Source organism: Salmonirosea aquatica, from assembly GCF_009296315.1.
Classification (GTDB): Bacteria; Bacteroidota; Bacteroidia; order Cytophagales; family Spirosomataceae; genus Salmonirosea; species Salmonirosea aquatica.
The window spans coordinates 643450-669631 of the sequence record NZ_WHLY01000002.1; the positions used below are offsets into that span (position 1 = coordinate 643450).

Consider the following 26182-nt stretch of genomic DNA (forward strand, 5'->3'; position numbering starts at 1 on the left):
GGACAATTCTCATCCTTTATCCACCACTAATTTCTCCATTTCCATCCGCGCATCGGCTTTCAGAGCGGCGGCTGATTTGGCCTTGGCCTGCGCCGTTTTCAGAATCAGTTCGGCCACAAGTCCCGTCCAGCCGGTTTGGTGGGCTGCCCCGCATCCCCGGCCGTTGTCGCCATGGAAATATTCGTAGAACAGGATATAATCCCGGAAATGGGGGTCGGTCTGTAGTTTCTCATTGGTACCAAACGCAGCCCGACGGTCGTCTGCATCCTTTTTGAAGAGGCCAATCAACCGATCGGCCATGCCCATGGCTACTTCGTCGATTGTGGTAATATTACCCGAATTGGTAGGGTACTCTACTTCATAATCGTCACCGTAGTAGGCATGAAATTTCATCAGGGAGTCAAAAATCAGGTAGTTCAGCGGAAACCAGATCGGGCCCCGCCAGTTGGAATTGCCACCCATGATGTCGGTCAGGGCTTCGGCCGGCGTGTAGCCTACCTGAAGTACCTCGCCATTGATGTAGAATTTGTAGGGGTTCTCCTCGTGGAATTTGGACATGGCGCGTATGCCGTAATCCGACAGGAACTCCTCCTTGTCCAGCATGCGCTTCATGATCATTTTCATGCGGTGTCCCCGCAGAATGGCCAGCAGACGGTTCTCCCCTTTTCCCGACTCAAACCACCGCGAAATAAGGCGGGCCAGGTCGGGCCGATTGGCCAGAACCCACTCCACGCGGCGCTTGAAGATGGGCATTTTATCCAGCATCTGAGGGTCCAAGATTTCCACGGCAAATAGCGGGATCAGGCCCACAATGGAACGTACCTTCAACAGTATGCTTTGTCCGTTAGGTATGTGGATCACATCGTAGTAGAATTGATCATCCTCGTCCCACAAACTAATGGTGGAGTTTTTGTCGCCCATCGCCTCCATCGCCCCGGCAATGTACAGGAAGTGCTCAAAAAACTTGGAAGCCATATCCTGATACACAGGCTGTTTCAGCGAAATCTCCACCGAAATACGCAGCATATTCAGCGTGTACATGGCCATCCAGCCCGTAGCATCGGCCTGTTCGAGTTTGCCGCCGAAGGGCATGGGCGTAGAGCGGTCGAACACGCCAATGTTGTCCAATCCCAGGAAGCCTCCGCTGAATATGTTGTTTCCGGTGTCGTCTTTCTGGTTGACCCACCAGGTAAAGTTGAGTAGTAGTTTGTGGAATATCTTTTCCAGAAACTCCACATCCCCTACCCCGTCATTCTGTTCACGGTCGATTTCATAGACCTTCCAGGTAGCCCAGGCATGCACCGGAGGATTCACATCCGAGAAATTCCACTCATAGGCCGGAATCTGGCCATTGGGATGCATATAGTATTCACGAAGCAGGATTTCCAGCTGACGCTTGGCAAAATCGGCATCTACCCGGGCCAACGGAATACAGTGGAAGGCCAGATCCCAGGCCGCAAACCACGGGTACTCCCACTTGTCGGGCATCGAAATAAGATTGGCCGCGTACAAGTGCTTCCAGCCCGAATTCCGGCCCCACTTGCGCCCGTAGGCGGGCTCAGGATGCGAGGGGTCGCCTTTCAGCCATTCGTACACGTTGTAGTAGTAAAACTGCTTGCTCCACAACATTCCGGCGTAAGCCTGCCGCTGAATGGCGAGCAGCTCGGGGTCCTTGACATCCTTCTGAATTTCGGCATAAAATTCGTTGGCTTCCCGGATTCGTTTGTCAAACATGTCATCGAAGCCCCCGAAAGGTTCCGAAATGGTGTGATTGACCAGTCGCATCCGGATCGAGATACTTTCGCCTCCCTTGACGATCCGCGAAAACCGACCGGCGGCTTTGGTACCGATATGGTTCGGATTCACGGTAGCGCTCTTGCGGCCACTGATGACATAGTCGTTGATACCGTCCTTAGGATACGCCGTGCTATTGGCTGTCCCGTAGAGTTTTTTGAAATTCGTTTCATTCTCACAAAACAGCAATTCGTCCGTCTTGTCAAGATATAGATTGTATTTGCCGTGCTTCCGGTGGTTCACCTCGATGATTCGGTTGGCCATGCCGTTCATGATGGGCTTGTAGTCGAAGGCAGGGTACCCCCACGACCAGGTGTTCCGAAAGGCAATGGTAGGCAGAATGGTGATCGGAGCGTCCTTATGGCTCCGGTTATGCACGGTCACGCGGATGTAGATATCCTCTTCATCGGCCTTGGCATACTCCATGAAAATGTCGAAATACTCGTCCTTGTCGAATATGCCGGTATCCATGATCTCGAATTCTGGCTCGTTTTTTCCCCGCCGGGCGTTCTCCTGGCGTATTTTTTCGTAGGGAAACAAGGTCTGGGGGTACTTGTAGAGCATCTTCATGTACGAGTGCGTGGGGGTACTATCCAGGTAATAGTACATTTCCTTGACATCCTCGCCATGATTGGCTTCGGTATTGGTAAGGCCGAAGATGCGCTCTTTCAGCATCTTGTCCTTATGGTTCCAGAAAGCAAAGGAAAAACAGATGTGCTGCTTGCTGTCCGAGAGCCCTCCGATCCCCTCCTCGCCCCAGCGATACGCCTTGGACCGGGCCATCTCGTGGGTGATGTAGTTCCAGGCATCACCATTCCGACTGTAATCCTCGCGCACCGTACCCCACTGCCGTTCCGATAGGTAGGGTCCCCACTTCTTCCAGCCTTTGTTTTCTTTTTGGAGGGTAAGTCTTACTTTTTCTGCGCTACTAGCCATATTGTATCGGTGAATTGATCCCGGAGAGTTTGTTTGCCCAAAGTTTTACTCAGTCAGTGGACTTACTAAAAACGAAACAAACTCTTTAAACTTTTGAAGTTCACAAATAAAGAGGTTTTGCGAAGGGATTGTTACTGAATTGGTGAAATAAAGCGTGAACAAATTCTAATCACCCAAAATTGTCCAACTTTCTATGTTTTCGATACCATCCAGAGAAACCACCCGTTTGACTGAATAGTCGACCTTTCCGGCGTAAAAGGCTGTGAGTGAATCACCCTCCCGAGCGGTTTGCACCAGTACAGGGTCACGTTCACGCCCGCACTCCCGGATCACATCCTCCACGTATTCCTTGAACATGAGTTGTACCGGCAACCGGAAATATTCCCCGGAACTGATTTCCAGCACGGGCACGGCTTCATGGGTACCTCCCGCACAAATCAGGCCGAATTCGCGTTGGGCCTGCTTATAACCCGCATCGTTGGCTTTGACCAGCAGCCCCTGCCGGGGCAAAGTCCGCTCGGCGCCCGCCTTTATTTTCTTGTCCAGGGCGGTCAATTGCTGCCGCAAAGTCCAGGTACCTTTACCCGTCCGAATGCGTTCGCGGATGGATTGCCGGATGAAATAGGTAAGCGCCTGCGTCACGTTCAGACCAATCTCAGCCATCTGCTTAAAGATGAGCGAGGTAGGCGACATGCCCGGAATGGTGTTGGGATCGTGAAGCAATACGGTACCCTCAGGGGTCAGGAAACCGTCGATCCGGGCGCAAACGTTGATGCCTAAACGCCCGAACACCGTGGCTATGTTCTGCCGGATTTTTTGATTATTTTCCTGGGATGTATCGACCGGAATGCGTTTCCGGGTAGCCCCAGGCTTATATTTTGAGTTAAAGTCAAAAACCTCTACGACCTTGATCACTTCCGTCGGAGGCAGTGCCAGGGGGGTACCCTCGTCGAGTTGCAGACAACCGCACGAAAACTCCTGTCCGCGTACGAAGGTTTCCAGCAGTACCTGATCTTCAGCATTGCTGCTGGATATGGTGACTCGGTTTTTAACCTGGGCAAAACTATGATCAAGAAGCTCTATCAATGCGTCGGGATGGAAGATTTCCTTACCCTCGACTATTACTGGAAAGCCGATCCCTTCGTCCAGATTGGCCAGGCGCTGCGCCCAATTCTGTTTATCGGTTTTTGTAAGATCCGCCCATTCGTCTGCGGATAATTCCAGTTGGAAAAAGCATTGATTGATGGCCTGCACGAATGAAGAAAAATCATCTTTCTGCACGATGGCTACCCCGATGCTCGATCCCTGGTGCGGAGCTTTCACCACGATCGGGATACCCAGTTCGTTCTTTATTTCTTCGAATACTTCTTCCCGATTCCGGCTTTGCCAATCCGCATACGTAAGTACCCCCATTTTTTTCTGCTGGCCGTTGGCGAGGGCAATCATTTCATTTTGCAGGATTTTGTCGATTCCCACCGCTGAGCCCATTAGCCCCGGACCGCTGTACGGAATGCGGTACCATTCCAGAAGGCCCTGGATGGCTCCATCTTCACAGTCGGGGCCGTGCATGGCTAGAAAAGCAAAGTCGAAATGGTGCTTGAAATCCTGAGGAATGAGAAGTTCGCCTACCTCTGCGGGCAAGTCCGCTGTGGCTAACTCCGGATACGACTCCGCGTAGAGACGGTATCCTTCCTTTTGATAGGTAGCCTGTGGAAAGAAGTCGCGGATTTCTTTTTGATAAAGTACCTCGGTCTGAACCTTGATGAAACGTCCGAAGCTATCCACAAAAATGGGAACGGGCTCAAAAATGGTTTTGTCGAGATGTTCAAAAGCAGTTTTGCCCCCGGCGAAGGAAATCTCGCGCTCGCGGGACGGTCCCCCGAAAAAAATGCCAATGCGCATGGTTTGCGTTGATTAGTAACGAAACCGCAAGATAAGGGGAGATTTTTAATAGAAAAGTGAAACGGGGTCGCCCGGGCGATGGAAATTAATTTCCATCGCCCGGGCGACCCCGTTTCCATCGGTTATTTTCACCTAGACCAGGCTGGGTACATTGACGGCTTCCACGCGTAGTACATTCGGTACAGCCTTGCGAATGGACTCTTCCAGACCGGCGCGGAAGGTCATGGCATTCATGGGACAGGTTTGGCACGATCCCATCAATTCTAGACGGACAATGAGGTCGTCTGTTACTTCAGCCAGCTTCACATTACCACCGTCGGCCTCCAGGTAGGGACGTACGGAGTCAAGCGCGTTTTCGATCAGGCCTTCAATCTTGTTTCTTTCTTCTGTGATCATGGGGTATAAATATGCGCTAAAATGCACTTTTTTCTCTAAAAATCAAACTTTTGACCGATCGGTTCCTTAAACCCGCATCTCCACTACCTTGGTTTTTTCCAGGCCGGCGTTGCGGATCGCCACCTGCTGCGCCAGGGCTTCGGCCGCATCACGAAATGCCTCCGTGCCCACCGATTCGGTATTCATTACCGCCGGGCGGCCTTCGTCGCCCGCTTCGCGGATGCTCTGCACCAGTGGAATCTGCCCCAGGAAAGGTACCTGATAGCGTTCGGCCAACTTCACACCCCCACCCTGTCCGAAGATGTAATACTTGTTGTCGGGTAGTTCGGCGGGCGTAAAGTAGGCCATGTTTTCTATAACGCCCAGAATGGGTACGTTGATCTGCGGCTGCCGGAACATGGCCAGTCCTTTATTGGCGTCGGCCAGGGCTACCTTTTGGGGCGTGGTCACGATCACGGCTCCCGTGACGGGTACTGTCTGGACCAGCGTGAGGTGAATGTCGCTCGTGCCGGGCGGTAGGTCGATCAGCAGATAATCCAATTCGCCCCAGTCGGTATCGCCAAAAAACTGTTTCAGCGCCTGGCTCGCCATCGGGCCCCGCCACACCACGGCGCTATCCGGGGGCGTCAGGAAACCAATGGAAATCATTTTGATGCCGTACTGCCGGATCGGATTGATGTAGTTCTTGCCGTCTTTGGGCGTAATGGTCGGTTGCAGGTCTTCGGCACCAAACATGACGGGGATGGATGGACCGTAAATATCGGCATCAATAATCCCCACTTTGGCACCTGAGCGGTGCAGTGCCAGGGCCAGGTTGGCCGTCACGGTCGATTTACCTACCCCGCCCTTGCCCGAAGCAATGGCAATCACGTTTTTCACGCCCGGAATCACCGAAGCCCCGCTGCGGGTGGAGGTAACGTCGGCCGTGAGATTGACTTTCACATCGATGTCAGAAGAAAGTTGAGTGTGGATTGCCTCCACGCAACTCCTGCGGATGAGCTCTTTGAGCGGACAGGCGGGGGTGGTAAGTACCACCGTAAAACTCACCTGGTTGACACCCACCTCGATGTCCCGAATCATGCCCAGCGTCACCAGGTCTTTTTTCAAATCCGGTTCCTGTACGGTGCTCAGTGCCTGTAAAACCTTCTCTTTATTGATTGTAAATTCTCCCATGGTACTTCTTCTGCGCTACGGACTTTATCTGGTAAGCGATGAGGGTTAAATGTTCCAAAAAGGTAACACGTTTATTTCCTATTGAGTTTTGGTCTGGCCTGGAAATTCACGAAGCTTATCTTCGATTTGTTTCATTTCCGGGGATACAGGCAGGGTTTCGGCCATTTTTTCCAGACGACTTTTTACGTTGATCAAAAGTAGCCGGTAGCTTTCGGTCAACCCGTGCTGGGGCCGGTGCGCCATCATCTTCCGCACTTTGTCCCACTCTTCCAGCCCTTCCCGAACCGATGAGTCCAGGTAGCTTTCCGCAAATTTTTGAAAAATATACTCTTCGGCCCAGGTACTGGGATGAATCAGGTCATCTTCATAAAAACGGTAGTCGCGCAGATCGTCCAGCATCATTTCGTAGCTGGGGAAGTAGCTCACATTCGCATGCTGCTCGGTCAGGCGGTGGCAGAGCAGCCGCAGCACCGATTTGCTGACCTGATTGAGCGGCAGCGTATCGCGGGTATGCCGTACCGGGCTGACGGTTAGGATCACTTTACGGGTATGTTTCAGCGCGCGAAGTACATTGCTCCACAAGTTCAGCAGTTGCTCGTAGCCCAATAGCTCTTTCACAAATTCATTTTGGGGCGTTTTGTGGCAATTGGACACGAGCGACAGGTTCTTCTTATAACGGTACACATAGGCGGTACCAAACGTAACCACCAGTACTTCGGAGGTATTCAAAAAATCCCGGACCCGGGCCAGGGTACCCTTCAATTGCTCTTCCAGGGCTTCGCGACTATCCGCCCAGAAAGTAGAGTGAAAATCATAATGCAGCCAGATTCCGTCGGCGTTCTGGACGTAAAGTTCTTCATTGGGAGGGGTACCTTCCAGTGCCATCGTCAGTAACTTGGCAATAGAATAGGGATTGAATACCGTGCCGAATGGATTGTTCAGGACCGGCAGTTTATACTCGGAGAGTTGACTGCCCAGTACCTCAGCGAAGCAAGATCCCACCGTAAGCACGGGTGTTTGGTAGTCGATTTTCCAGTCCGATGGATTTACAGGTACTTCGGTGCGAATATGTAAGGACTTCATTAACTTTGAATTTAACTTTTCGAACAAACTAGATTCCTATGCGCCCCCTAGCCCTCCTGTTGATTTTCTCCCTGAATGTCTACGCCGCCTGTCAGCAGAAAGAAGGAACCACACCCGCGCCGGCAGTCTCCACTCCGACGCCACCGACTTCTCCCAAGGAATATACATTCAGCGACACGCCCACGTGGCAGGATGAATTCGAGTACAGCGGAAAGCCCGACCCAGCCAAGTGGGGCTATGAGTTGGGCGGCAGTGGATGGGGTAACAACGAACTGCAAAACTACACCAACAATTTGGAAAACGCCCAGGTGAAGGATGGTCATCTCGTAATTACGGCTCGCAAAGAGACCTCCGGCAACCGGCAGTTTTCCTCCGCCCGGCTACTCACAAAAGGCAAAGGCGACTTCCTGTATGGCAAAATCGAGGTAAAAGCCAAGCTTCCGACGGGGGTAGGTACCTGGCCAGCCATCTGGATGCTGGCCTCGGATAGTAACTACGGTACGCAGTACTGGCCCGACAATGGCGAGATCGACATCATGGAACACGTGGGCTTTGACCAAAATAACGTGCATGCTAACATCCACACCAAAGCTTTCAATCATTCCATTGGTACCAATAAAGGAAACAATATCATCGTTCCGACCGCTTCCACGGAATTCCATGTGTACTCCTGTGAGTGGAAGCCCGACTACATGGCTTTCGCGGTGGATGGTAAGGAATACTTTCGGTTTGAACGGAATTCTGGCTACAACTGGACACAATGGCCCTTCGACCGCAAGCAGTTTCTGTTGCTCAATATCGCCGTAGGGGGTAATTGGGGTGGTCAAAAGGGAGTGGACGAAAATATTTTCCCGCAAAGCATGATTGTGGATTATGTGCGGGTATATGAGTTGGTGGAGAAGAAGTGAAATCCTTGTGTTGCAGCACCCATTTGTGAGATTGAGACACGGGGAATAAAGAAGAAGGTAGAAAAAATTGTTCGGCTAAGATAGCTATGCAGGAATTTTTGACAATCAGGCATTTCAGTCAGGAAGCACAGTACATAGAATTACTGAATGTACTGCAAACCCACGATATCCCCTACCTGACCGAAGAGTACCGGCAGCGCATCGACCCGATCAGCATGGTGACTCTGGCTCCCGAATTTATCGTTAAAGTGCAGGCCCACCATTTTTCAAAGGTTTCCGAATTGATGAACGAGCTGGCCGCTCAGGCTGTCCTACACGCCAGTGATGAGCACTATCTGTTTGATTTCAAAGACGAAGAACTTTTCGACATTCTGGCCAGCCCCGATGAGTGGTCGGCTTTCGACTATCAACTGGCCCGGCGGATTCTGGGCGAGCGGGGCATCGAAATTGATGCCAAGATGCTGGACTTACTAAAAAAATCCCGCCTGCAGGAGTTGGCGCAACCCGAAGAGAAACAAACGAATAGCCTGTGGGTAGCCTACTTTTTTGCGATTTTGGGTGGAGTGGTCGGCATCTTCATGGGCTGGCATATGCTGACCGCCCGCAAAACTCTCCCCAATGGCCAACGCATCTACATGTACCAGGCCAGCGACCGTAGGCACGGTCGCTGGATTATGGCATTGGGCCTGGTTATGCTGGTGATTTGGCTTTTATCAAAGCCCCTGGGAGGTAGCCTCTTTTAAACACTCGTACTAATTGGTATAGGGACCACAACTTTTCTACCCGCGCAAGCATGTTCCAAAACGAACAATGCAGACCGCCGAGGGGCCTGCATTGCTTCAAAACCTATATCGCCTATTCTAGGATTTTCCGTTGGTACTATCAGCCTCCGTGGTTTTAGACGCGGTTGTTTTGCGGGTAGCCGGCACGGCGGCCTTCCCGGTAGTGGTCGATGTAGCTGCCGCCGGTTTACGGGCACGGCTAGGACGGGACCGGGGGGCGGGAGTGGGTTTTGAAGGGGCCGGCGGTGCTGCCTGGCCGGTTACTGTCGAAACGGTATCGCTCGCCGATTTGGCCTTTTTCGCGGCAGCCCGAGCGGCATTCTTGTCGGCTTTGGTGGCGTTTTTCTTAGTCTTATTTGCTACTTTCTTTTGTTTGTCTTCGGCTTTTTTCTGTACCTTTTTGGTTGCCTTTCCGGCTTTCTTCTCTTCCTTTTTCACAAGTTTGGCCACTTTCTTCGCAAGCTTCTCGGCCGTTTTCTCAACCGACTTTTTCAATTTTTTCGACTCGGTCGTTAGCGATTTCAGCTTTTCTTCCAGCGTCGAGGCAATTTCAGTCGTTAGTTTCTTGGTTTTTGATTTCATGATGATCGTTTTGGTAGAATGGGACTACTTCGCAAGGAAGCTTTGGGATGAAAAAATCTACAAATACCTACGTATTTTTCCGTAAGAACAAAAATTTCGGGTTATTTTTATGTTAAGTTTTCCTCCACAAATTTCCACAGCACAATCCCGGCCGATACCGATACATTGAACGAATGCTTGGTGCCGAATTGCGGAATTTCCACACACATATCGGTAACGGCCAGCAACTCTTCGCTCACTCCCTCTACTTCATTGCCAAACACAAAGGCGTACTTTGCGGCGTATTTTGGTCGGAATTTATGTAAAGGTACGCTGTCCAGCGTCTGTTCTACCGCCACCAGAATATACCCCTCTTCGCGTAGATTTCGGACCAGCTCCAGGGTGTCATTCACTTTTTGCCAAGCCACCGCCCGCTCGGCCCCCAGAGCGCTTTTGGTAATTTCCCGGTGCGGAGGCGACGGCGTATAGCCACCCAGGTAGATGGTCTCGGCTCGAAAGGCGTCAGCGGTACGAAAAAATGAACCGACGTTGTTGAGGCTACGGATGTTCTCCAGCACAATGACAAAAGGAAACTTTTCGGCCTGCCTGAATTCGTCCACCGAAAGCCGGTTCATCTCTTCCATTGAACGTTTTTGCATGGCAATGGGAGATAGGATCTTGGATTGATGCGTCAAACTCAGGTCAAACCTACGATTTAATCCACACACAAAAAAAACGGCAAATCTATTTTGAAGTCCCCGGAGGTTCCTGTCATGCAGATGATCAGCGAAGGTAGCCGGTATTCATTCATAAAATATCCGTATATTTGCCTTATATCCAATGCATTTTACAACCATGAAAAAACTTCTGGCACTCTTCATTCCAATTGTTTTGGCCGGTGGCATAGTAAGTGCCCAGCCCAATGAAGCCATCCGGGTCAAATCAGGAGAAAAACTTCCTACCGCAGCGAATTACCTGTATCCCAAGTTTGTCTCGGGTGCAGTGCAGCTACGCAATGGGCAAACCCACACGGTGCCACTCAACTACCATTTATTACTTCGGGAAATTCAATTCATCAATCCTACGGGCGATACGCTTTCACTGGCCAATGTCCAGACCGTCCGGCAGATCAACATCAACAATGACGTATTTGCCTATGACCAAAACGGCACCGCTTTGCATGTCATGGCCGATTACGGAGGAGTAAAATTAGCTCTCCACCATTCCCTGCAAGTGGCCAATGTCGACAAAGAGGTAGCTTACGGGCAGTCGTCGAGCCTTTCGTCAGTCAATTCGTACAGTTCGTATCCAACGGGTAGTGGTGCCATTGCCAAGCTGGAAATGAAAGGCGATGTCGTATTCTCCCGCCGCGATTTACTGTACCTTATCAACCAGAACGGCCTTTCGCTGGCTCCCTCCCGAAAAACGGTGCTTAAGCTATACCCAAGGCATAAAGCTGCCATCAACGACTACCTTCAGGAGCATACCGTACGCTACAATGAAGCTGAAGACTTACAAAAACTGCTGGAATTCTGCGCGGGACTGGACTGAACATTATTTCTTGAAATAAGAAATACGTTATCGAATTAATAAAAGTACCCCCCGTTTTGTAAGGTACCTGCCGCTCACATCCCGGAATCGCACCGCGTAGGCATAGCTACCCCCCGGAGCTTTTTGTTCCAAGTAAGTACCATCCCACGCAGAACCGGGATCTTTCGTACTGAAGACCACCGTTCCCCAAGCATTGAAAACCGACAGCTCAAAATCCGAGCTAACCACGCCCTGCACCAGGAATACATCATTGATGCCGTCCCCATTGGGTGAAAACGCATCGGGCATATAAAAAGGCGGCCGGGCCACGCACTGATCCAGGGGTACCGTCAGACATTCTTTTAAAGAATAAAATGTAAAACCGTCGTGTTTGGTAATCAGTTGATAGCACACCGCATTCCCACACACAAACTCCCGGTCTACTAGCGAAGCCTCGCTGCCCAGCGCCGAAATATCCTTCCAAGGTACCCCATCCTTTTGGATCGAAGCCGTACTGCCGGGCGGCTGATCGGGAATTTTCCAGGACAATGTATTGGCATCCGGCTTACCCGAGGCTTCAAAATCAGCCGCGCAGACGGGCCGGGAACGCAGGGGGGCCAGACACGAATCGGCCGGTTGTAGTTGAAAACAGATTTTGTCAGGACGTTCAAGATCAGTCCTTACCTTTTCCTGCTTTTCGCCAAGGATGATGCCCGTTTTTTCGAAAGCTCCCTGTGTATTCCCTTTCAGCAGAATCAGATCCGTGGGTAGCGAATTCTCCACTTTCAGTTCCAATTTCGTCGGGTCCAACATCCGGGCCTCAGTGATCGCAGGCGGATTGAGGGTTTTGGGCGACACAAACGTAATGCGCGTAACAGCTCCCCGGCACTGGCCTGGGGTATGTACCCCCCGTACCCGAATGGTATACGTTTGGGGAGCGGCGTAGGTATAGTTTATTTTTTTTCCATACCCAGGGTACCCCTTGATTTCGGTATCCCCCCAGTCGACCTGGTAGGTAGGATAGTCAGTAGGTTGCCTGGCATCGAATACCAGTTGGACGCCCCCGTTCGCACACGGAATGGCGCGAACCTCGGGAGCCAGGGTATCCATTACCTCCACAGTTCGGCAGGTAACCCATTGGCGGCTATCTTTTTCTGCATACTGCACAATGGTGTAGGTACCAGGCTTGGGGTAGACGTGGACACTATCCGGCGTCAGGCTCTGTGGGGCAATAGGGCCACCCCGGTAATCGAAAAGGGTGCGGATATGAGTCACATCAGGCAAGTCGGAGTGGATTTCCACAGAAAGCGGCAGGCAACCACTGAGCGTAAGAGTAGCTTCCCCGGTCTCGTAGGCACTCAGGCCAGGCAGCGATGCCGGGCACTGCCCCTGGGCGTCCCTGTCCCACAGGCACAAAAAAAGTACCCAACCTACCAAAGAATATACGGAAACCCGACTTTTCATACAATGGTCCTGCGGATTCTGTGCAGGATGGTGGTTTAACAAAGTTCAGCGCTTAGTGTTCATTCTGATTCATCCTGTGGATGTTGCTTTTTTTCGATTTAGCGACAAAAGAATCCGTTATTTATTAAAAAAAATTTAAAAATAGTAGCATATTTGAGTCGTATGACCGTATTATTAACTAACCGGCTCAGTTCTACCTTCTGATTCGTTTAACTTATTCATTCATTTCCAAAAACCTTGTCCAATGAGTACTTCACGCAGAGATATCCTGAAACTAGCGGGTGTGGCCCTGACGGGCAGCACGTTTCCGTCTATCATTGTACCCAACCGTGCCTTTGCGGGTGTCAACAGCGAAACCCTAAAGGTAGGCTTGATCGGCTGTGGAGGCCGGGGCTCCGGCGCCGCCAAGCAAGCCCTGAATGCCGATCCCAATGTAGTACTGCACGCCATGGGTGATATTTTCCGCGATCGCCTCGATATGTCTCTGGACGCCCTCACCAAAGCCGTAGGAGATAAGGTAAAAGTAGACGAGGGCCATAAATTCATTGGCTTCGACGCCTTCCAGAAGGTAATCGACTCGGGTGTGGATGTGGTCATCCTGACAACGCCGCCCCATTTCCGGCCCGAGCATCTGACCGCCGCCGTGAATGCGGGCAAGCACGTGTTCTGCGAGAAACCCGTCGCGGTGGATACCCCCGGTCTGAAAAAAGTACTCGAAGCCGCCAAAATGGCCAAGCAAAAAAACCTTTCGCTGGTCTCGGGCCTGTGCTGGCGTTTTCATGAGCCCAAGCGGGCTACGTTTGGCAAAATTAACGAAGGCGCTATCGGTGATGTGATGGCGATTTACAATACTTACAATACCGAAAACCTGTGGTCATTCCCGCGTCAGCCGGGCTGGACCGATATGGAGTACGTACTCCGTAACTGGACGTACTACACCTGGCTGGCCGGCGACCATATTGTAGAGCAGGCCGTGCACAGCATCGACATGATGTCGTGGGCGCTGGGCGATGTACTGCCCATCAGTGCCGTCGGTACGGGCGGGCGGCAGGTACGCGTCGACCCGCTGTTTGGTAACATCTTCGATCACTTCGCGATTACATATGAGTACCCCAACGGCGTGAAAGGCTTTCACATGTCGCGCCAGCAGATCAACACCGAACGTAGCTACGCGGTGGAAAGCTTTGGTACCAAGGGCAAAGCCATGGTCGATTGCTCGCGCAATGTACACGAAATTGAGGGAGCCAACCCCTGGAAATACAGCGGCAAGGCCAACGACATGTACCAGACCGAGCACGACGAGCTTTTCGCTTCCATCCGCAACAGCAAGCCCATCAACAACGGTGAGTGGATGTCGCAAAGTACCATGCTGGCCATCATGGGCCGTATGGCGGCTTATACCGGCAAAAAAATCACTTGGGAAGATGCCATGAACTCGACGGAGGATCTGGCTGGCGAAGTGAATAGTTTCAGCATGACTCCTCCCGAAGTAGTCGTGGCCAAGCCAGGTATCACGCCCTTCAGCTGATTTGAATGACTGCACTTCAGTCGGATTTTTTATACATTCAATAAGGCTAGCAACCCTAGGCCAGTAGCCAACAGCTTTCTATGGAAAGAAGAGATTTTTTGAAAAATAGCGCATTAGCCGCCTCAGCCATTACACTGGGTGTTACGGCTGGTGCCAATGCTACCAGGGTACCTCCTGCCCGACCCATGATCAAGAAAAGCCTGAAATGGGGCATGGTCAAGGGCGACATGTCCATCATGGACAAGTTCAAAATGTTGAAGGAGATTGGTTACGACGGAGTTGAACTCGACTCGCCCCATACCCTTGACCACAAGGAGATTCTGGCCGCCCGTGACAAAACCGGATTGGAACTGCCCGGCATGGTCAACTCGGTACACTGGAAATCTCCCTTGTCAGATCCTGACCCCAAAACCCGCGCCATCTGCGTGGAATCCATGAAAACCGCGCTGAACGACTGCAAGATGTACGGGGGTACCACGGTACTTCTGGTACCAGGAGTGGTCAATCCGGGCATCAGCTACAAGGATGCCTACGAACGTTCGCAAGCCGAGATTCGGAAAATAATTCCGACGGCCGAGAAAACGGGGGTTAAAATTGCGCTCGAAAACGTCTGGAACAACTTCCTGCTCAGCCCGCTGGAAGCCGCCCGCTATGTGGATGAAATCAACCACCCACTGGTAGGCTGGTATTTCGACGTGGGAAACATCGTACGCTATGGCTGGCCCGAACACTGGATCGAGGTGCTGGGGCCACGTATTATGAAGCTGGACATTAAGGGGTACAGCCGCAAAAAACAGGCGGACGAAGGTATCTGGAAAGGTTTCAATGTGGAGATCATGGAAGATGACTGCAACTGGCCGGAAGTCAATAAAGCACTTGCCAAGATCGGCTACTCGGGTTGGGCTTCCGCCGAAGTAAGTGGCGGGGACCGTGCCCGGCTGGCCGATGTCAGCGAACGCATGGATCGGGTATTTGCGGCGTAATTTTGTCTATTCTTTCCCTTAATTCAACGCTGACAGCCTTTTGAAGGCTGTCAGCGTTTTTTTGTGCGGGTAGACAAGAAGGAATTTATTCTTTGTGATGCTGTAAGGTACCCTTGACCAATTTGACGTCCTTTTTCTAGCCCTTTATTGCAACCAGACTAAAACCCTTATCCGATGAAACACAGTACCCGCAAGGAATTCCTTCAAGACCTATCCCTGTTAGCAGCCGCTTCGCTCATCCCCGGCCTTTCTTTCGCCGAAACTGATCTAGTGAAAAAATCAAAAATGAAGCTGGGCCTGGTCACCTACCTTTGGGCTAAGGATTGGGATGTACCTACCATTATCGAGAACTGCACCAAAACGGGCATCAATGGGGTGGAATTACGCGTGGAACATGCTCACAAAGTGATGCCTGATATTTCAGCAGCCCGCCGCATGGAGGTTAAGAAAATGTTTGCCGATAGCCCCGTTCAAATTGTGGGCATGGGTACCAACGAGCAGTACGATTCGCCCAATCCGGCCAAGCTGAAAGCGAACATGGATCGTACCAAGGAATTCATCAAACTCAGCGCCGACATCGGCGGCACGGGTGTGAAGGTGAAGCCCAACCAGTTTCATAAAGATGTACCCCACGAAAAAACCCTGGAACAAATCGGCCGTTCGCTGAGCGAGCTAGGCCAGTACGCCGCCGACTTTGGCCAGAAAATCCGCCTGGAAGTCCACGGCAATGGTACCCAGGAACTACCTAACATCAAGACGATCATGGACAATTGTCCCAGTCGTAACGCCGCTGTCTGCTGGAACTGTAATCCCGAAGACCTCATCGGGCAAGGGCTCGAATACAACTTCAACCTCGTGAAAGACCGTTTTGGCGATACGGTTCACGTGCGCGAATTGGATTCTTCCGACTACCCCTACCAGAAATTGATGAATCTATTCAAGGATATTAATTACAAAGGCTGGATCCTGCTCGAATGTCGCACCGATCCCAAGGACAAAGTAGCGGCGTTGATGGATCAGAAAAAGATTTTTGAGGGAATGGTGAAGGGGTAGATGTGGTTGTGGTAGGTCCGCCGGAAGCCCGTACCACTTCTACATTACTCCACCAGCCGTTTCAACTCATTCAGCTTCAACAGCGCCTCAATGGGTGAGAGCGTATTGACGTCAATCAGCGAGAGCTTTTCCTTCAACTCCTCCGTGCGCGGGTCGTTCGGTTCGAAGATGCTCAGCTGAAAATTGTTCTTGGGCATTTCCTTTACCTTCTGGTCGCGTTTCTCAGTGAGGTGGTCTTTTTCCAGATGCTGCATAATCTCGCTGGCGCGGAGGACGATCAACTGCGGCATGCCGGCGATCTGAGCTACGTGGATGCCGAAGCTGTGGGCACTACCGCCGGGTTTGAGTTTGCGCAGGAAAATGATCTTGTTATCGACCTCCTTCACCGCCACGTTGAAATTCCTGATGCGGGGAAAATCCTCGGCCAGCTGGTTCAGTTCGTGATAGTGGGTGGCAAAGAGCGTTTTAGCCTTGAAGTTCGGATGCGTGTGCAGGTACTCGGCGATGGCCCAGGCAATGGATACGCCGTCATAGGTACTGGTACCCCGTCCGATTTCGTCCATCAGTACCAGACTGCGGTCGCTGAGGTTGTTGAGTATACTGGCCGTTTCGGTCATCTCGACCATGAAGGTACTCTCGCCCCGGCTCAGGTTATCGCTGGCACCCACGCGCGTAAATACCTTATCCACCAGTCCAATAGTAGCCGCACTAGCCGGTACAAAGCTACCCATCTGGGCCATCAGTACGATCAGAGCCGTTTGCCGCAGCAGTGCCGACTTGCCCGCCATGTTGGGTCCAGTGATGATAATGATCTGCTGGGTTTCGTCGTCCAGGAAAAGGTCGTTGGGTACGTAGCTCTCGCCAAGTGGCAGTTGCTGCTCGATCACGGCGTGGCGACCGTCTTTAATATCCAGTTCCTTGCCTTCGGTAATGACGGGTTTTACGTAATTATTTTTCCGTGCCACCGTGGCAAACGAACCCAGCGCGTCCAGTACCGATACAATGCGGGCGTTCTGCTGAATGGCCGCTACGTACTCGGTCGCGGCCGTCATGAGGTCATTGAAGATCCGCGACTCGATGGCAAAAATCCGGTCTTCGGCGTTCAGAATTTTCTCTTCGTACTCTTTCAGCTCGGGCGTGATGTAGCGCTCGGCGTTGACGAGGGTTTGCTTGCGAATCCAGTTAGAGGGTACCTTGTTCTTATGGGCATTGCTCACCTCCAGGTAATAGCCAAACACCTTATTGAAGGCCACTTTCAACGAACTTATGCCCGTATTGGTAATTTCCCGCTGCTGTACTTTGAGCAAATAATCCTTTCCCTTGAATGCGATCTCATGCAGCTCGTCGAGTTCGGCATCCACGCCGCTTTTGATCATCCCACCCTGGGTACTCAGAATGGGCGCATCTTCCCGCAGCTCGGCTTCAATTTTTTCCAAAAGAAACGAGCAGGGGTTCAACTGATCGGCGTACTTACGAAGGACACTTGACGATTTTTTAGATTTTATATCCGTTTCTTCAACTGCGTGGGCTGGCACAATTGCCCGGCTGCCCAGGAGTTCTTTGATGGGCGCGATTTGCAGCAATGATTTCTTCAATTGCCCCAATTCACGCGGACTGATGCGCCGCACGGCTACCTTGGAAATCAGTCGCTCGAGGTCGCCGATCTGTTTGAGGTGGTTCAGCAGCTGCTCGTGCAAATCCTCCTGTTGCAGCAACAGTTCCACGGTATCGAGCCGCTCCTGGATGGGTGTTTTTTCTTTCAAAGGCAGTACCACCCATTTACGGAGCAGCCGCGCGCCCATCGGAGTCACGGTATGGTCGAGGATTTGGATCAAAGGTACCCCTCCCTCCTGCTGCGGAAAAACCAGTTCGAGGTTGCGAATCGTAAACCGATCGAGCCAGACGTACTTATCCTCTTCCAGGCGCGTGATGCGGCTCACGTGGCCAATTTCTTTATGTTCGGTTTCGAGCAGGTAGTGAATGATGACGCCCGCTGACACGACGCCCAGCGGTAGCAGTTCCACGCCGTAGCCTTTCAGGGTAGTAGTACGGAAGTGCGTAGTGAGTTTTTCGAAGGCAAAGTCATCACCAAAGCACCAGTCTTCCAGCGTGAAGGTGTGGAACTTGTCGCCGAAAAGCTCGACGAATTCTTTCTTGTTTTTCTTGCAAAAAAGTACCTCTGCAGGCGAAAAGCTTTGCAACATCTTGTCGACGTAGCCCGCGTTGCCCTGTGCGGCCAGAAACTCGCCCGTTGAAATATCCAACAGCGAAAGACCCAGTTGATCGTCTTTGCCAAAATGCACCGCCGCCAGGTAATTATTGCGCCGCACATCCAGTACGTTATCGTTGTACGACACGCCGGGTGTTACCAGTTCGGTCACGCCACGCTTAACGATGCCCTTGGCCTCGGCAGGGTTTTCGAGCTGATCGCAGATGGCTACGCGCTCACCCGCCCGTACCAGCTTGGGTAGGTAGGTATCCAGCGAATGATGCGGAAAACCCGCCAGTTCTTCATGCGCCCCGCCGTTGTTGCGGCGGGTAAGGACAATGCCCAGTATCTTGGACGCCCGGATGGCGTCCTCGCCAAATGTTTCGTAAAAATCACCGACCCGGAACAGCAGCAGTGCGCCGGGGTACTTGGCCTTGATTTGGTTGTATTGTTTGTTAAGGGGAGTTTCTCGTTTTGCCGACTTTGCCAAAGGAATTTGTATTTACGGAGTAAGGGCGGAAAGTTCTTCCCGCGTAACTACAAATTTAACGCTTTGGGATGGTTTGGCAAGGGAGAGTTTACCAGTCTTTTAGTAGCAAACACGTGCTGATACAAGGTTTCACTTTTGCGCCATCCTAGTAAACTTCCATGCACGCTCACTTCTGCCCCTCCGGTCGCCGGTACTTATTCGGGGCCGGTGGTTCAGGCTTCAATACAACCTCCTCGGTTTTGAGGAGCCGCATGGCTTCCTCCACGGCTTTGATGAGTTGGGGATCGCGGCCCGCGATGACATCGGCCGGATTCTGCATCACTTCGATGTCGGGTGCGATGCCTTCGCCTTCCACGGCCCAGTTGCCGTTCAGGTCGTAGAAACCGCCGCGCGGGGCTACCATGCGACCGCCATCAATAAACCGCGGCGTATCCCAGGTACCTACCAGACCGCCCCAGGTACGGGTACCTACCAGCGGGCCTACCTTCGCCTGCCGGAAAAGGTAGGGCATCAGGTCACCGCCCGAACCCGCCCGCTCGTTGATAATCATGACTTTCGGTCCCCAAAGGCCCGCAATGGGCGTAGTAAAAGGCTTGTGGTCGCCGGCGTTACTGTTGAAGTACCCCTGCAACTTGCGGCCCAGCACATCCACGATGTAATCCGCCGCCGAGCCACCGCCATTGTTGCGCTCGTCGATGATTGCCCCTTTTTTATCCTGCTGCGCAAAATAGTAGCGATTGAAATACTCGTAACCGCCGCCACCCGTGTTGGGTAGCCACACATAGGCCAGTTTGCCCTCCGACAGCTCGCTGACCTTGCGACGGTTGCCTTCCACCCAGCCGCGCAGCCGCAGTTGCGTTTCGTTCGCAATGGGTACCACCGTCGCCAGGCGTGAGCCGCTGGTGTCGGCCTTTTGGTTCACGCGTACCTTTATCTGCCGATCGGCCAATCCTTCGAAGTAGCTGAAAAAGTTTTCGGCCGTAGTAACAGGCCTCCCGTTCACTTCCAGAATGTAATCCCCTTCACGAACATCGATGCCCGGCCCCGACAAGGGCGACTTCAGACCGGGATTCCAGTTTTCACCTGTGAATATCTTAGTGATGCGGTAGCGGTTTCCATCTGCCACGACGTCAGCTCCGAGCAAACCAATGGGTACATTATCCACTTTGGGCAAATCACCCCCGGAGGTAAACGAGTGGCCCACCGCCACTTCGCCACCCAGAATATCCACGATGTAGTTGAGGTCGGTGCGGTGGCGGACGTGCTGCACCCAGGGCTGGTACCAATTGTACACGGAGTCCCAGGGCGCACCGTGGGTATTGTTCACATACAGGAAATCGCGCTGGTAGCGCCAGCCTTCGCGGAAAATCTGCTCGTATTCGGGCTGCGGCTCTATTTTCATTTTGATGGAAGCCAAATTCACTTTCCCCTCGCCCGCTTTTGCCTTTTCGCCCGCGGTGGGCACGATACTCCAGGTACCCTTGGTATTGTAGAGCAGCTGTTTACGATCGTGCGACACGACGGCTTCCTGCATCCCGGACAGGAATTCCTTGCTTTTCTGGTCCTCAAAGGTGAATTTATGCAGTTTTTGTGTAGGCTCACCCTGGGCGTCTTCGATATAAAAGACCGTACCTTCGGGTCCGGGCAGGAGTTCGACGTAGTTTTTCAGGGGTACGCCCAATGACACGATGCGCTGGTCAATATCCTCCTTATCTATCTTGATTTTTTTGGGCGCAGGCTCATCCTTTTTCTTCTTATCGTCTTTTTTGGCCCCAACGGTCGACCCCGCCTTCCCATCCTCTTTTTCTTCCGGTTTCAACTTTTCCTCATCACTTTTGGGCAGCATGGGCGAAGGTACCCCCTTGGCCAGCACGATGGCGTACAGCCCACGCGTAATGGGGTGTTCGTAAGAAGTCATGTCCAGCCAGGCGGTGTTCAGGCCAAAATCAGTACTGGCCAGAAAGTAGAGGTACTTACCGCTCTCATCCCAGACAGGGGCAATGGCGTCCGACATGCCATCGGTGAGCTGCAGGGTTTCGTCCGTGTCGATGTTGTGGGCCTTGATGACTTTCAAATGGTTGTCCAGCAGCCGGGCGTAGGCAATCCATTTACTATCGGGCGACCATTTCGGGTTCATCGAGCGATTGGGGTGGGCATAGCGTTCGGTGTCGACTTTTTTGGCTTTGCCGCTCGCCAGATTGACGTACCAGAGGTTGTAGTCGGTATCCGTGTAGGCGATGTACTTGCCATCGGGCGACCAGTCGGGCCGGAAAAAGAAGGTAGGGTTGGGTAGATCAATGGCTTTGGGCGGTGTCATACCAGCCTGATCTGTCACCATGAGTTGGTATTCCCCGCTACGATCCGAAAACCAGGCAATTTGCTGTCCGTCCGGTGACCAGATCGGGGAGCGATCTGCTGCCCCTGAAGTTTGGGTAATATTGCGCCAGGTACCGTTTTCTTTGGGAGCCGTAAAAATATCGCCCCGGTACTCGAACAGCATCCGCTGACCCGTGGGAGACAGCGAAACGTTCGCGAGTTCAGAAGCCTTTACGTCCTCCCAGCGCGGCATAGCATAATTGAAATCTCCCTGTACCCTGATGTCCAACTGCCGGGCCTTGCCTGTAGCCGGATCAAGCAGATGCAGGTACCCTCCCTGCTCGTACACGATGCGATCGGGCCCGGCATCCAGACTTTTCACGTCAAAATCGCGGTGAAAGGTAATCTGTTTCAGCGCATTCGTGGCCGGATCAAACGACCAGACGTTATTGGCGTAGTCGCGTTCGGACAGGAAGTAGATCGTATTTTTGTACCAAACCGGATCGGTATGCCGCTCGCGGTCGGGCTGCGGCGTCATTTTAACCGAATGATCTTTCAGATTCATAATCCAGATCGGCTGCGCCTGTCCGCCCCGGTAGTTGCGCCACTCAGAATCCCAGAAGGCGATGCTTTGATAAGCGACCTGTGTGCCATCGGGCGAGAGTTGCCCGGCGTGGGCCTGCGGCACAACCAAGGCCTGCGGAAAAGTACCCTCGGTGGCGCTCACGGTCCAGAACTTGGTCAAAGCCGTAGGGTACCCCTCGCGCCCCGAACGGAACAAGACCGACTTACCATCCGGTGTCCAGCCCTGCACGGCGTCCTCGCCAGGATGCCAGGTCAAGCGGCGGGGTTCGCCGCCGCTGAGGCTCATTACGTACACATCGGTATTGCCGCCGTACTCCGCCGAAAAAGCAAGTGTCTGTCCGTCGGGCGAAAAATGCGGATTAGATTCGGACCCAATGTTGGTAGTCAGGCGACGGGCGTCGCCGCCCTCACGGTCCACGAGCCACAGGTCGTCGGCGTACACGAAGACGATGGATTTCGCGCTAATTGTGGGTTGGCGAAGAAGACGGGTACCCTGGGCGTGTAGGGTTTGGGAGAAAAGGAAAGTAAGTGGAAAGACAAATGTGTAGAATATTTTCATTTTTGAAATCAATTTGGCAATTATTTGTTTATTGAAATCTCATCCAACACTTCTTGAACAAGAGTTTTATATTCAGGACGAATACTAAAATTATCTTTTTCCCATTCGTTATTTGGATATTCATAATGAATCACTTGCCTAAGATAATCTTTCCACTGATGTCCTAATTGCCCTGAAATAAGAGAAAGAAAAGAACCTGCTTGGCTTTCATCCGCAGCTGCCTTCATCTTGACAAACTCTTTCCTCATTTTATCTCTTGTTACTGTTTCATTTTTTAGAAGTACCGGAAGGAAATAGGCACGAATACGCATTGAAGAGTACAAATTCTTCAATAAATATTTTTTTAATTGTATTTTTAATTCAGACTCTTCATAATTACCTGGTTCATTTGACATTTCAATCACATATTTTTTATTATTTACTTTCTCCCTTTCTACCGATTCAGGAATTATTACAGTTCTGGAAAGTAACTCATCCCCACTTTTTGTTTTTGTATAATGGAGGATAATCGCATTTATAGCCAAACTATATTTCTCTGACAACCATTCAATCATCCTATGAAGGGGCTCTTCGATTGCAAAACCTACTAAAAGTAAGCGTTGAGTTTGGTTTACAGCTACTTCCTCAAAATTTGTATCTGGAAACTTTTCAGTCAAGTAGTCACCGAGTTTTTGATTTGTAAATTTTTCGCAAATTTCATTTAGGTAGTTTGGTTCATAGGTAGCAACGTCAGAAGCGTAGTCTATGGCTTGGGCTAAAACTTCTCTGGCAAGCTTATCTCGTTTAAGCTCAATAATGACTAAGTTCCCTGAGCGATCAATACCCAAAAAATCAAGCGGACCAGATTTGGTGTATACTTGTTGTCCAATAATTGCAATTTCATTTCCCAATATCTCAGGATTACTTTTTATCCATTGTTCAAGATCGTCCTTTTCTTTTCTTCCATTTTCTGTCAACGAAGAAGAGACATGAGTAAGCTTACCATCAACTATTTGCCAAGTTTTAATTTCAGTAGCCATAAGCTAATTTAAAATTTCTAACTCACATATGAATATTTTACTTTTCTTTATTTAATATTTCTTTTTCCAAAACTGCCACCATTTTTTATGATGAACCGAATAGTCTCCTACATACACAATTTCGTTTAGAAGCTGGCCATCTTCGGTAAGAAAGATGCTTTTTTTATTCAGGAAATCGTCAGAATTTACTGTTAGCCTATTGGTTTTATAGCCTATGAATGAAACAATTAATGCGTTTTTTTCTTTCAGAAATTTGGGAGGAATGATCAGGTCAAATTCTCCATCTTCGTTTGTGGCGGTTCCTAGCCTTGTACCTTCCAAAAGTATGGTTACGCCAGGTATTGGAAGATGTTCTAATGAATCGACCACCCTTCCCCTGATTACGTTTTTCAAGCTATCGGTTGAATGCTGTTTTGATATAGTTTCATGAATAAGCTCAAAATCAGAGATACGATGTTTAGTCAGCTCCACATTTATCTCACGCTTCATTCCATTTCTGGCCAAGGACTGATTTACTGCTGTTAACAACAGTACCCCAACAAAGAACTTGTAGAATCTGGATTTATTTGACGGATCTGATTTATTTACCAGATACCGGTTTATCTGGCTTTTTTCCAAGCGTCCGCACTGATTACCGCTGGAATTCTTGATAATTGCCAACACCTTATCGTCCGAAAGGTGAGTAAAGTCGACGACATTCTTGGCACAGTTGGCACAGAAACGGCCCGAATCCGTAGGGCGCATCTTGTCCCAGCTTTCAGCACAGGGGTTGTTGATTTTGAGTAAGTAGTTGGATCGCTTCATAGCAAATGGCATTGAGAGTTAAAGATACATGAACCTGGCTCAATTCAAAACTCAGGTAGGTAGTTCATCCTCTACCTGCCTGCCCGCTTCTTCTCCGCCTCGTTCAAATCCACAATCACCCCCATCAACGAAGCATGTACGAATGTCTGCGGGAAATTGTCCAGCATTTCTCCGGTAGCTACGTTACCTTCTTCGGCCAAGTACCCCACACGATGCGATCGGGCCCAGCAGCCAGACTTTTCACGTCAAAATCGCGGTGAAAGGTAATCTGTTTCAGCGCATTCATGGCCGGATCAAGCGACCAGACGTTATTGGCGTAGTCGCGTTCGGACAGGAAGTAGGTCGTGTTTTTGTACCAAACCGGATCAGTATGTCGTTCGCGGTCCAGAACTTAGTCAAAGCCGTGGGGTACCCCTCGCGCCCCGAACGGAACAGGACCGACTTACCATCCGGTGTCCAACCCTGCACGGCGTCTTCGCCGTGATGCCAGGTCAGGCGGCGGGGTTCGCCGCCGCTGAGGCTCATTACGTACACATCGGTATTGCCGCCGTACTCCGCCGAGAAGGCAAGCGTCTGCCCGTCGGGCGAAAAATGAGGGTTGGATTCGGACCCAATGTTGGTCGTCAGGCGATGGGCATCGCCACCCTCGCGGTCCACAAGCCACAGATCATCGGCATAAACGAAGACAATGGGTTTTGCGCTAATTGTGGGTTGGCAGACGAGACGGGTACCCTGGGCGTAGAGGGGTTTGGAAAAGGAAAATGTGAGAATGAGCGAGCGGAGGAGTTTGTATAGTATTTTCATAGGTTTAGACTCTATATGTCATTACCGTTTACCAAACATCGTTTCATCGGAATGGTCCCGAGACACAAAGGTATTGCGTTGGGTCTCAGTCGCAAGCAGACAGGTTCCCATATTTTGCTGGTAATGCTACATCTGATTCTTTGAAAATTTTCATGGAAAAACGAAAAGAATCAAAAGATCGTTATATTGCTATCAAATGATTCCTTATTGAAAGCAAAAAGAACAATACAATGGCTATATCGAAAAACAAGGCAATCTCTGTTGGCTCTAAAGGTACCAAGGCCTCCTATAAACCCGACTCTTCAAAATCAATTTACAATACCAGTAAAGGACTGACAGGAACCAAAGTCAACCGTTCTGCCATTTATGATGGCCCAAGGTTGAAGTTGCCACATGGTCATGGGTTTTCTACTAAAATATCTCCCTTACACCTCATCAACTGTTCGAGACAAGGACTTGACGGCAGCGAAGCTGACCGCATAGCCAGCCTATTGCGTGTGAGCGATAAGGAAATGGCACGATTGCTCAACCAATCGGTGGCTACGTTTCACCGGCGGTCCAAATCCGGTCGCCTCGACGCTGCTACTTCGGAGCGCTTGCTGATGCTGGAACGCCTGGCGGGTCACGGCGGGGCGGTTTTTCAGGATGCTGGCAAATTCACCCGCTGGCTTCGCCGCCCTCTTCGTCTGTTGGGCGACCATGAACCTCTGGACTTGATGGATAGCCCGACAGGTATCCTGCTGGTGGAGGATATGCTGGGGCGCATCGAACATGGGGTGTTTAGCTGATGGCCATCAATCTGTATCGCATTCAGACGGACAGCCACCGCGATACGATTTTAGAAGGAATTGGCGCACAGCTTTGGGGAGGACGCTGGAATGACAAAGGCCGACCGATGGTGTACACCGCTACTACGCCCGAGCTGTGCTTTCTGGAATACATGGTGCATCTGGAAGGTACCCCTCTTTTCGATCTGCCGCCGCTGATTTTGTGCGAAATAGTGGTACCTGACGGCTCGATTACCTTTCTGGATGCTGATGCGCTGCCCGATGGCTGGAACGATCCGCACATTACTCCACCGGGACTGGCGGATTTCGCCGAAGCGCAATTCCGACAGTATGGTACTCTGGGTCTGGGCATCCCCTCAGTGGTGGTTCCACTTTCTCCCTCCCGCAACGTGTTACTCGACCCGCTTCATGCGTTACGAAAAAGCTGCCAGGTAAATTCAATTGTTCCGTATCCGGTTGATCCCCGTTTGCCCGGTGCGTCGGGAAATTTGTGATCTGTAACTAATATCTTGTTA

Annotated in this window: 22 protein-coding genes; 8 read left to right on the forward strand and 14 right to left on the reverse strand. The window is 51.2% G+C overall.

All coding sequences use genetic code 11. The features are described from left to right. Window positions 1-9: 9 nt before the first annotated feature. The 5 genes from GBK04_RS03685 to GBK04_RS03705 all read right to left on the reverse strand — a co-directional run bounded on the left by GBK04_RS03685 (window position 10) and on the right by GBK04_RS03705 (window position 7284). Complete coding sequence (locus tag GBK04_RS03685; RefSeq protein ID WP_152756955.1) at window positions 10-2730, reverse strand: MGH1-like glycoside hydrolase domain-containing protein; 2721 nt, start codon at window positions 2728-2730, stop codon at window positions 10-12. 165 nt (window positions 2731-2895) lie between these two features. Next, window positions 2896-4632, reverse strand: coding sequence for a D-alanine--D-alanine ligase family protein (locus GBK04_RS03690; RefSeq protein WP_152756957.1), 1737 nt, complete (start codon window positions 4630-4632; stop codon window positions 2896-2898). Between the two features lie 132 nt (window positions 4633-4764). Then, complete coding sequence (locus GBK04_RS03695; protein WP_152756959.1) at window positions 4765-5028, reverse strand: NifU family protein; 264 nt, start codon at window positions 5026-5028, stop codon at window positions 4765-4767. 66 nt (window positions 5029-5094) lie between these two features. Continuing rightward, on the reverse strand, window positions 5095-6201 hold the full coding sequence (locus GBK04_RS03700) for an Mrp/NBP35 family ATP-binding protein (protein WP_152756960.1): 1107 nt from the start codon (window positions 6199-6201) through the stop codon (window positions 5095-5097). A 78-nt stretch (window positions 6202-6279) separates the two neighbouring features. Next, a complete protein-coding gene (locus tag GBK04_RS03705) occupies window positions 6280-7284 on the reverse strand; it encodes a GSCFA domain-containing protein (RefSeq protein ID WP_152756962.1) in 1005 nt (334 codons plus the stop codon). Between the two features lie 38 nt (window positions 7285-7322). Between GBK04_RS03705 and GBK04_RS03710 the strand changes: the two genes are divergently transcribed. Then, the gene (locus tag GBK04_RS03710; protein ID WP_152756963.1) at window positions 7323-8192 is read left to right on the forward strand and encodes a glycoside hydrolase family 16 protein; all 870 of its coding nucleotides are present in this window, start codon (window positions 7323-7325) and stop codon (window positions 8190-8192) included. Window positions 8193-8278: 86 nt separating this feature from the next. Then, complete coding sequence (locus GBK04_RS03715; RefSeq protein ID WP_152756964.1) at window positions 8279-8935, forward strand: hypothetical protein; 657 nt, start codon at window positions 8279-8281, stop codon at window positions 8933-8935. Between the two features lie 117 nt (window positions 8936-9052). On the opposite strand, the gene GBK04_RS03720 is transcribed toward GBK04_RS03715, so the two are convergent. Together GBK04_RS03720 and GBK04_RS03725 are read right to left on the reverse strand one after the other, a co-directional pair. Then, the gene (locus GBK04_RS03720) at window positions 9053-9556 is read right to left on the reverse strand and encodes a hypothetical protein (RefSeq protein WP_373330688.1); all 504 of its coding nucleotides are present in this window, start codon (window positions 9554-9556) and stop codon (window positions 9053-9055) included. A 107-nt stretch (window positions 9557-9663) separates the two neighbouring features. After that, window positions 9664-10194, reverse strand: a complete 531-nt coding sequence (locus GBK04_RS03725) for an RNA methyltransferase (protein WP_152756965.1) — start codon at window positions 10192-10194, stop codon at window positions 9664-9666. A gap of 196 nt (window positions 10195-10390) precedes the next feature. Here GBK04_RS03725 and GBK04_RS03730 point away from each other — a divergent pair, with 196 nt between their 5' ends. Then, window positions 10391-11086 (forward strand): hypothetical protein, encoded by a 696-nt coding sequence (locus GBK04_RS03730; protein WP_152756967.1) that lies wholly within the window; start codon window positions 10391-10393, stop codon window positions 11084-11086. Between the two features lie 27 nt (window positions 11087-11113). Here the strand turns inward: GBK04_RS03730 and GBK04_RS03735 are convergent, their stop codons facing one another. After that, on the reverse strand, window positions 11114-12529 hold the full coding sequence (locus GBK04_RS03735) for a T9SS type B sorting domain-containing protein (protein WP_152756968.1): 1416 nt from the start codon (window positions 12527-12529) through the stop codon (window positions 11114-11116). A 244-nt stretch (window positions 12530-12773) separates the two neighbouring features. On the opposite strand from GBK04_RS03735, the gene GBK04_RS03740 reads away from it, so the two are divergent. From GBK04_RS03740 to GBK04_RS03750, 3 genes are all read left to right on the forward strand, one after another. Then, window positions 12774-14057, forward strand: a complete 1284-nt coding sequence (locus tag GBK04_RS03740) for a Gfo/Idh/MocA family protein (protein ID WP_152756970.1) — start codon at window positions 12774-12776, stop codon at window positions 14055-14057. 80 nt (window positions 14058-14137) lie between these two features. Further along, window positions 14138-15040: a sugar phosphate isomerase/epimerase family protein gene (locus tag GBK04_RS03745; RefSeq protein WP_152756971.1), complete on the forward strand. Its 903-nt coding sequence runs from the start codon at window positions 14138-14140 to the stop codon at window positions 15038-15040. A gap of 174 nt (window positions 15041-15214) precedes the next feature. Further along, window positions 15215-16093, forward strand: a complete 879-nt coding sequence (locus tag GBK04_RS03750; RefSeq protein WP_152756972.1) for a sugar phosphate isomerase/epimerase family protein — start codon at window positions 15215-15217, stop codon at window positions 16091-16093. 44 nt (window positions 16094-16137) lie between these two features. Here the strand turns inward: GBK04_RS03750 and mutS are convergent, their stop codons facing one another. From mutS to GBK04_RS03775, 6 genes are all read right to left on the reverse strand, one after another. Further along, on the reverse strand, window positions 16138-18798 hold the full coding sequence (mutS, locus tag GBK04_RS03755; RefSeq protein ID WP_373331438.1) for a DNA mismatch repair protein MutS: 2661 nt from the start codon (window positions 18796-18798) through the stop codon (window positions 16138-16140). A gap of 160 nt (window positions 18799-18958) precedes the next feature. Then, window positions 18959-22252 (reverse strand): S41 family peptidase, encoded by a 3294-nt coding sequence (locus GBK04_RS03760; RefSeq protein WP_152756974.1) that lies wholly within the window; start codon window positions 22250-22252, stop codon window positions 18959-18961. Window positions 22253-22272: 20 nt separating this feature from the next. After that, window positions 22273-23271, reverse strand: a complete 999-nt coding sequence (locus GBK04_RS03765; RefSeq protein WP_152756975.1) for an endonuclease NucS domain-containing protein — start codon at window positions 23269-23271, stop codon at window positions 22273-22275. A gap of 51 nt (window positions 23272-23322) precedes the next feature. Continuing rightward, window positions 23323-24075 (reverse strand): carboxypeptidase-like regulatory domain-containing protein, encoded by a 753-nt coding sequence (locus GBK04_RS03770; RefSeq protein ID WP_373330689.1) that lies wholly within the window; start codon window positions 24073-24075, stop codon window positions 23323-23325. Window positions 24076-24146: 71 nt separating this feature from the next. Beyond that, window positions 24147-24284 carry a hypothetical protein gene (locus GBK04_RS30320; protein WP_373330690.1) on the reverse strand — a complete coding sequence of 46 codons (138 nt, stop codon included), beginning with the start codon at window positions 24282-24284 and terminating at the stop codon, window positions 24147-24149. 73 nt (window positions 24285-24357) lie between these two features. Continuing rightward, window positions 24358-24879, reverse strand: a complete 522-nt coding sequence (locus GBK04_RS03775) for a hypothetical protein (protein ID WP_373330691.1) — start codon at window positions 24877-24879, stop codon at window positions 24358-24360. Between the two features lie 230 nt (window positions 24880-25109). Here GBK04_RS03775 and GBK04_RS03780 point away from each other — a divergent pair, with 230 nt between their 5' ends. Then, entirely contained in the window at window positions 25110-25667 is a 558-nt protein-coding gene (locus GBK04_RS03780) for an Xre family toxin-antitoxin system antitoxin (RefSeq protein WP_152756977.1), read from the forward strand. After that, the gene (locus tag GBK04_RS03785) at window positions 25667-26161 is read left to right on the forward strand and encodes an RES family NAD+ phosphorylase (protein WP_152756979.1); all 495 of its coding nucleotides are present in this window, start codon (window positions 25667-25669) and stop codon (window positions 26159-26161) included. Before GBK04_RS03780 ends, GBK04_RS03785 begins: the two co-directional genes overlap by 1 nt. The last annotated feature ends 21 nt before the right edge of the window (window positions 26162-26182 follow it).

Bases quoted from the DNA above. Each gene is read 5' to 3' on its own strand.
- GBK04_RS03775 (WP_373330691.1), bottom strand. From the start codon at position 24,879: ATGAAAATACTATACAAACTCCTCCGCTCGCTCATTCTCACATTTTCC.
- GBK04_RS03735 (WP_152756968.1), bottom strand. From the start codon at position 12,529: ATGAAAAGTCGGGTTTCCGTATATTCTTTGGTAGGTTGGGTACTTTTT.
- GBK04_RS03745 (WP_152756971.1), top strand. From the start codon at position 14,138: ATGGAAAGAAGAGATTTTTTGAAAAATAGCGCATTAGCCGCCTCAGCC.
- GBK04_RS03690 (WP_152756957.1), bottom strand. From the start codon at position 4,632: ATGCGCATTGGCATTTTTTTCGGGGGACCGTCCCGCGAGCGCGAGATT.
- GBK04_RS03700 (WP_152756960.1), bottom strand. From the start codon at position 6,201: ATGGGAGAATTTACAATCAATAAAGAGAAGGTTTTACAGGCACTGAGC.
- GBK04_RS03740 (WP_152756970.1), top strand. From the start codon at position 12,774: ATGAGTACTTCACGCAGAGATATCCTGAAACTAGCGGGTGTGGCCCTG.
- GBK04_RS03780 (WP_152756977.1), top strand. From the start codon at position 25,110: ATGGCTATATCGAAAAACAAGGCAATCTCTGTTGGCTCTAAAGGTACC.
- GBK04_RS03685 (WP_152756955.1), bottom strand. From the start codon at position 2,730: ATGGCTAGTAGCGCAGAAAAAGTAAGACTTACCCTCCAAAAAGAAAAC.
- GBK04_RS03720 (WP_373330688.1), bottom strand. From the start codon at position 9,556: ATGAAATCAAAAACCAAGAAACTAACGACTGAAATTGCCTCGACGCTG.
- GBK04_RS03705 (WP_152756962.1), bottom strand. From the start codon at position 7,284: ATGAAGTCCTTACATATTCGCACCGAAGTACCTGTAAATCCATCGGAC.
- GBK04_RS03770 (WP_373330689.1), bottom strand. From the start codon at position 24,075: ATGAAGCGATCCAACTACTTACTCAAAATCAACAACCCCTGTGCTGAA.
- GBK04_RS03710 (WP_152756963.1), top strand. From the start codon at position 7,323: ATGCGCCCCCTAGCCCTCCTGTTGATTTTCTCCCTGAATGTCTACGCC.
- GBK04_RS03715 (WP_152756964.1), top strand. From the start codon at position 8,279: ATGCAGGAATTTTTGACAATCAGGCATTTCAGTCAGGAAGCACAGTAC.
- GBK04_RS03765 (WP_152756975.1), bottom strand. From the start codon at position 23,271: ATGGCTACTGAAATTAAAACTTGGCAAATAGTTGATGGTAAGCTTACT.
- GBK04_RS03730 (WP_152756967.1), top strand. From the start codon at position 10,391: ATGAAAAAACTTCTGGCACTCTTCATTCCAATTGTTTTGGCCGGTGGC.
- GBK04_RS03760 (WP_152756974.1), bottom strand. From the start codon at position 22,252: ATGAAAATATTCTACACATTTGTCTTTCCACTTACTTTCCTTTTCTCC.
- GBK04_RS03725 (WP_152756965.1), bottom strand. From the start codon at position 10,194: ATGCAAAAACGTTCAATGGAAGAGATGAACCGGCTTTCGGTGGACGAA.
- GBK04_RS03750 (WP_152756972.1), top strand. From the start codon at position 15,215: ATGAAACACAGTACCCGCAAGGAATTCCTTCAAGACCTATCCCTGTTA.
- GBK04_RS03785 (WP_152756979.1), top strand. From the start codon at position 25,667: ATGGCCATCAATCTGTATCGCATTCAGACGGACAGCCACCGCGATACG.
- GBK04_RS03695 (WP_152756959.1), bottom strand. From the start codon at position 5,028: ATGATCACAGAAGAAAGAAACAAGATTGAAGGCCTGATCGAAAACGCG.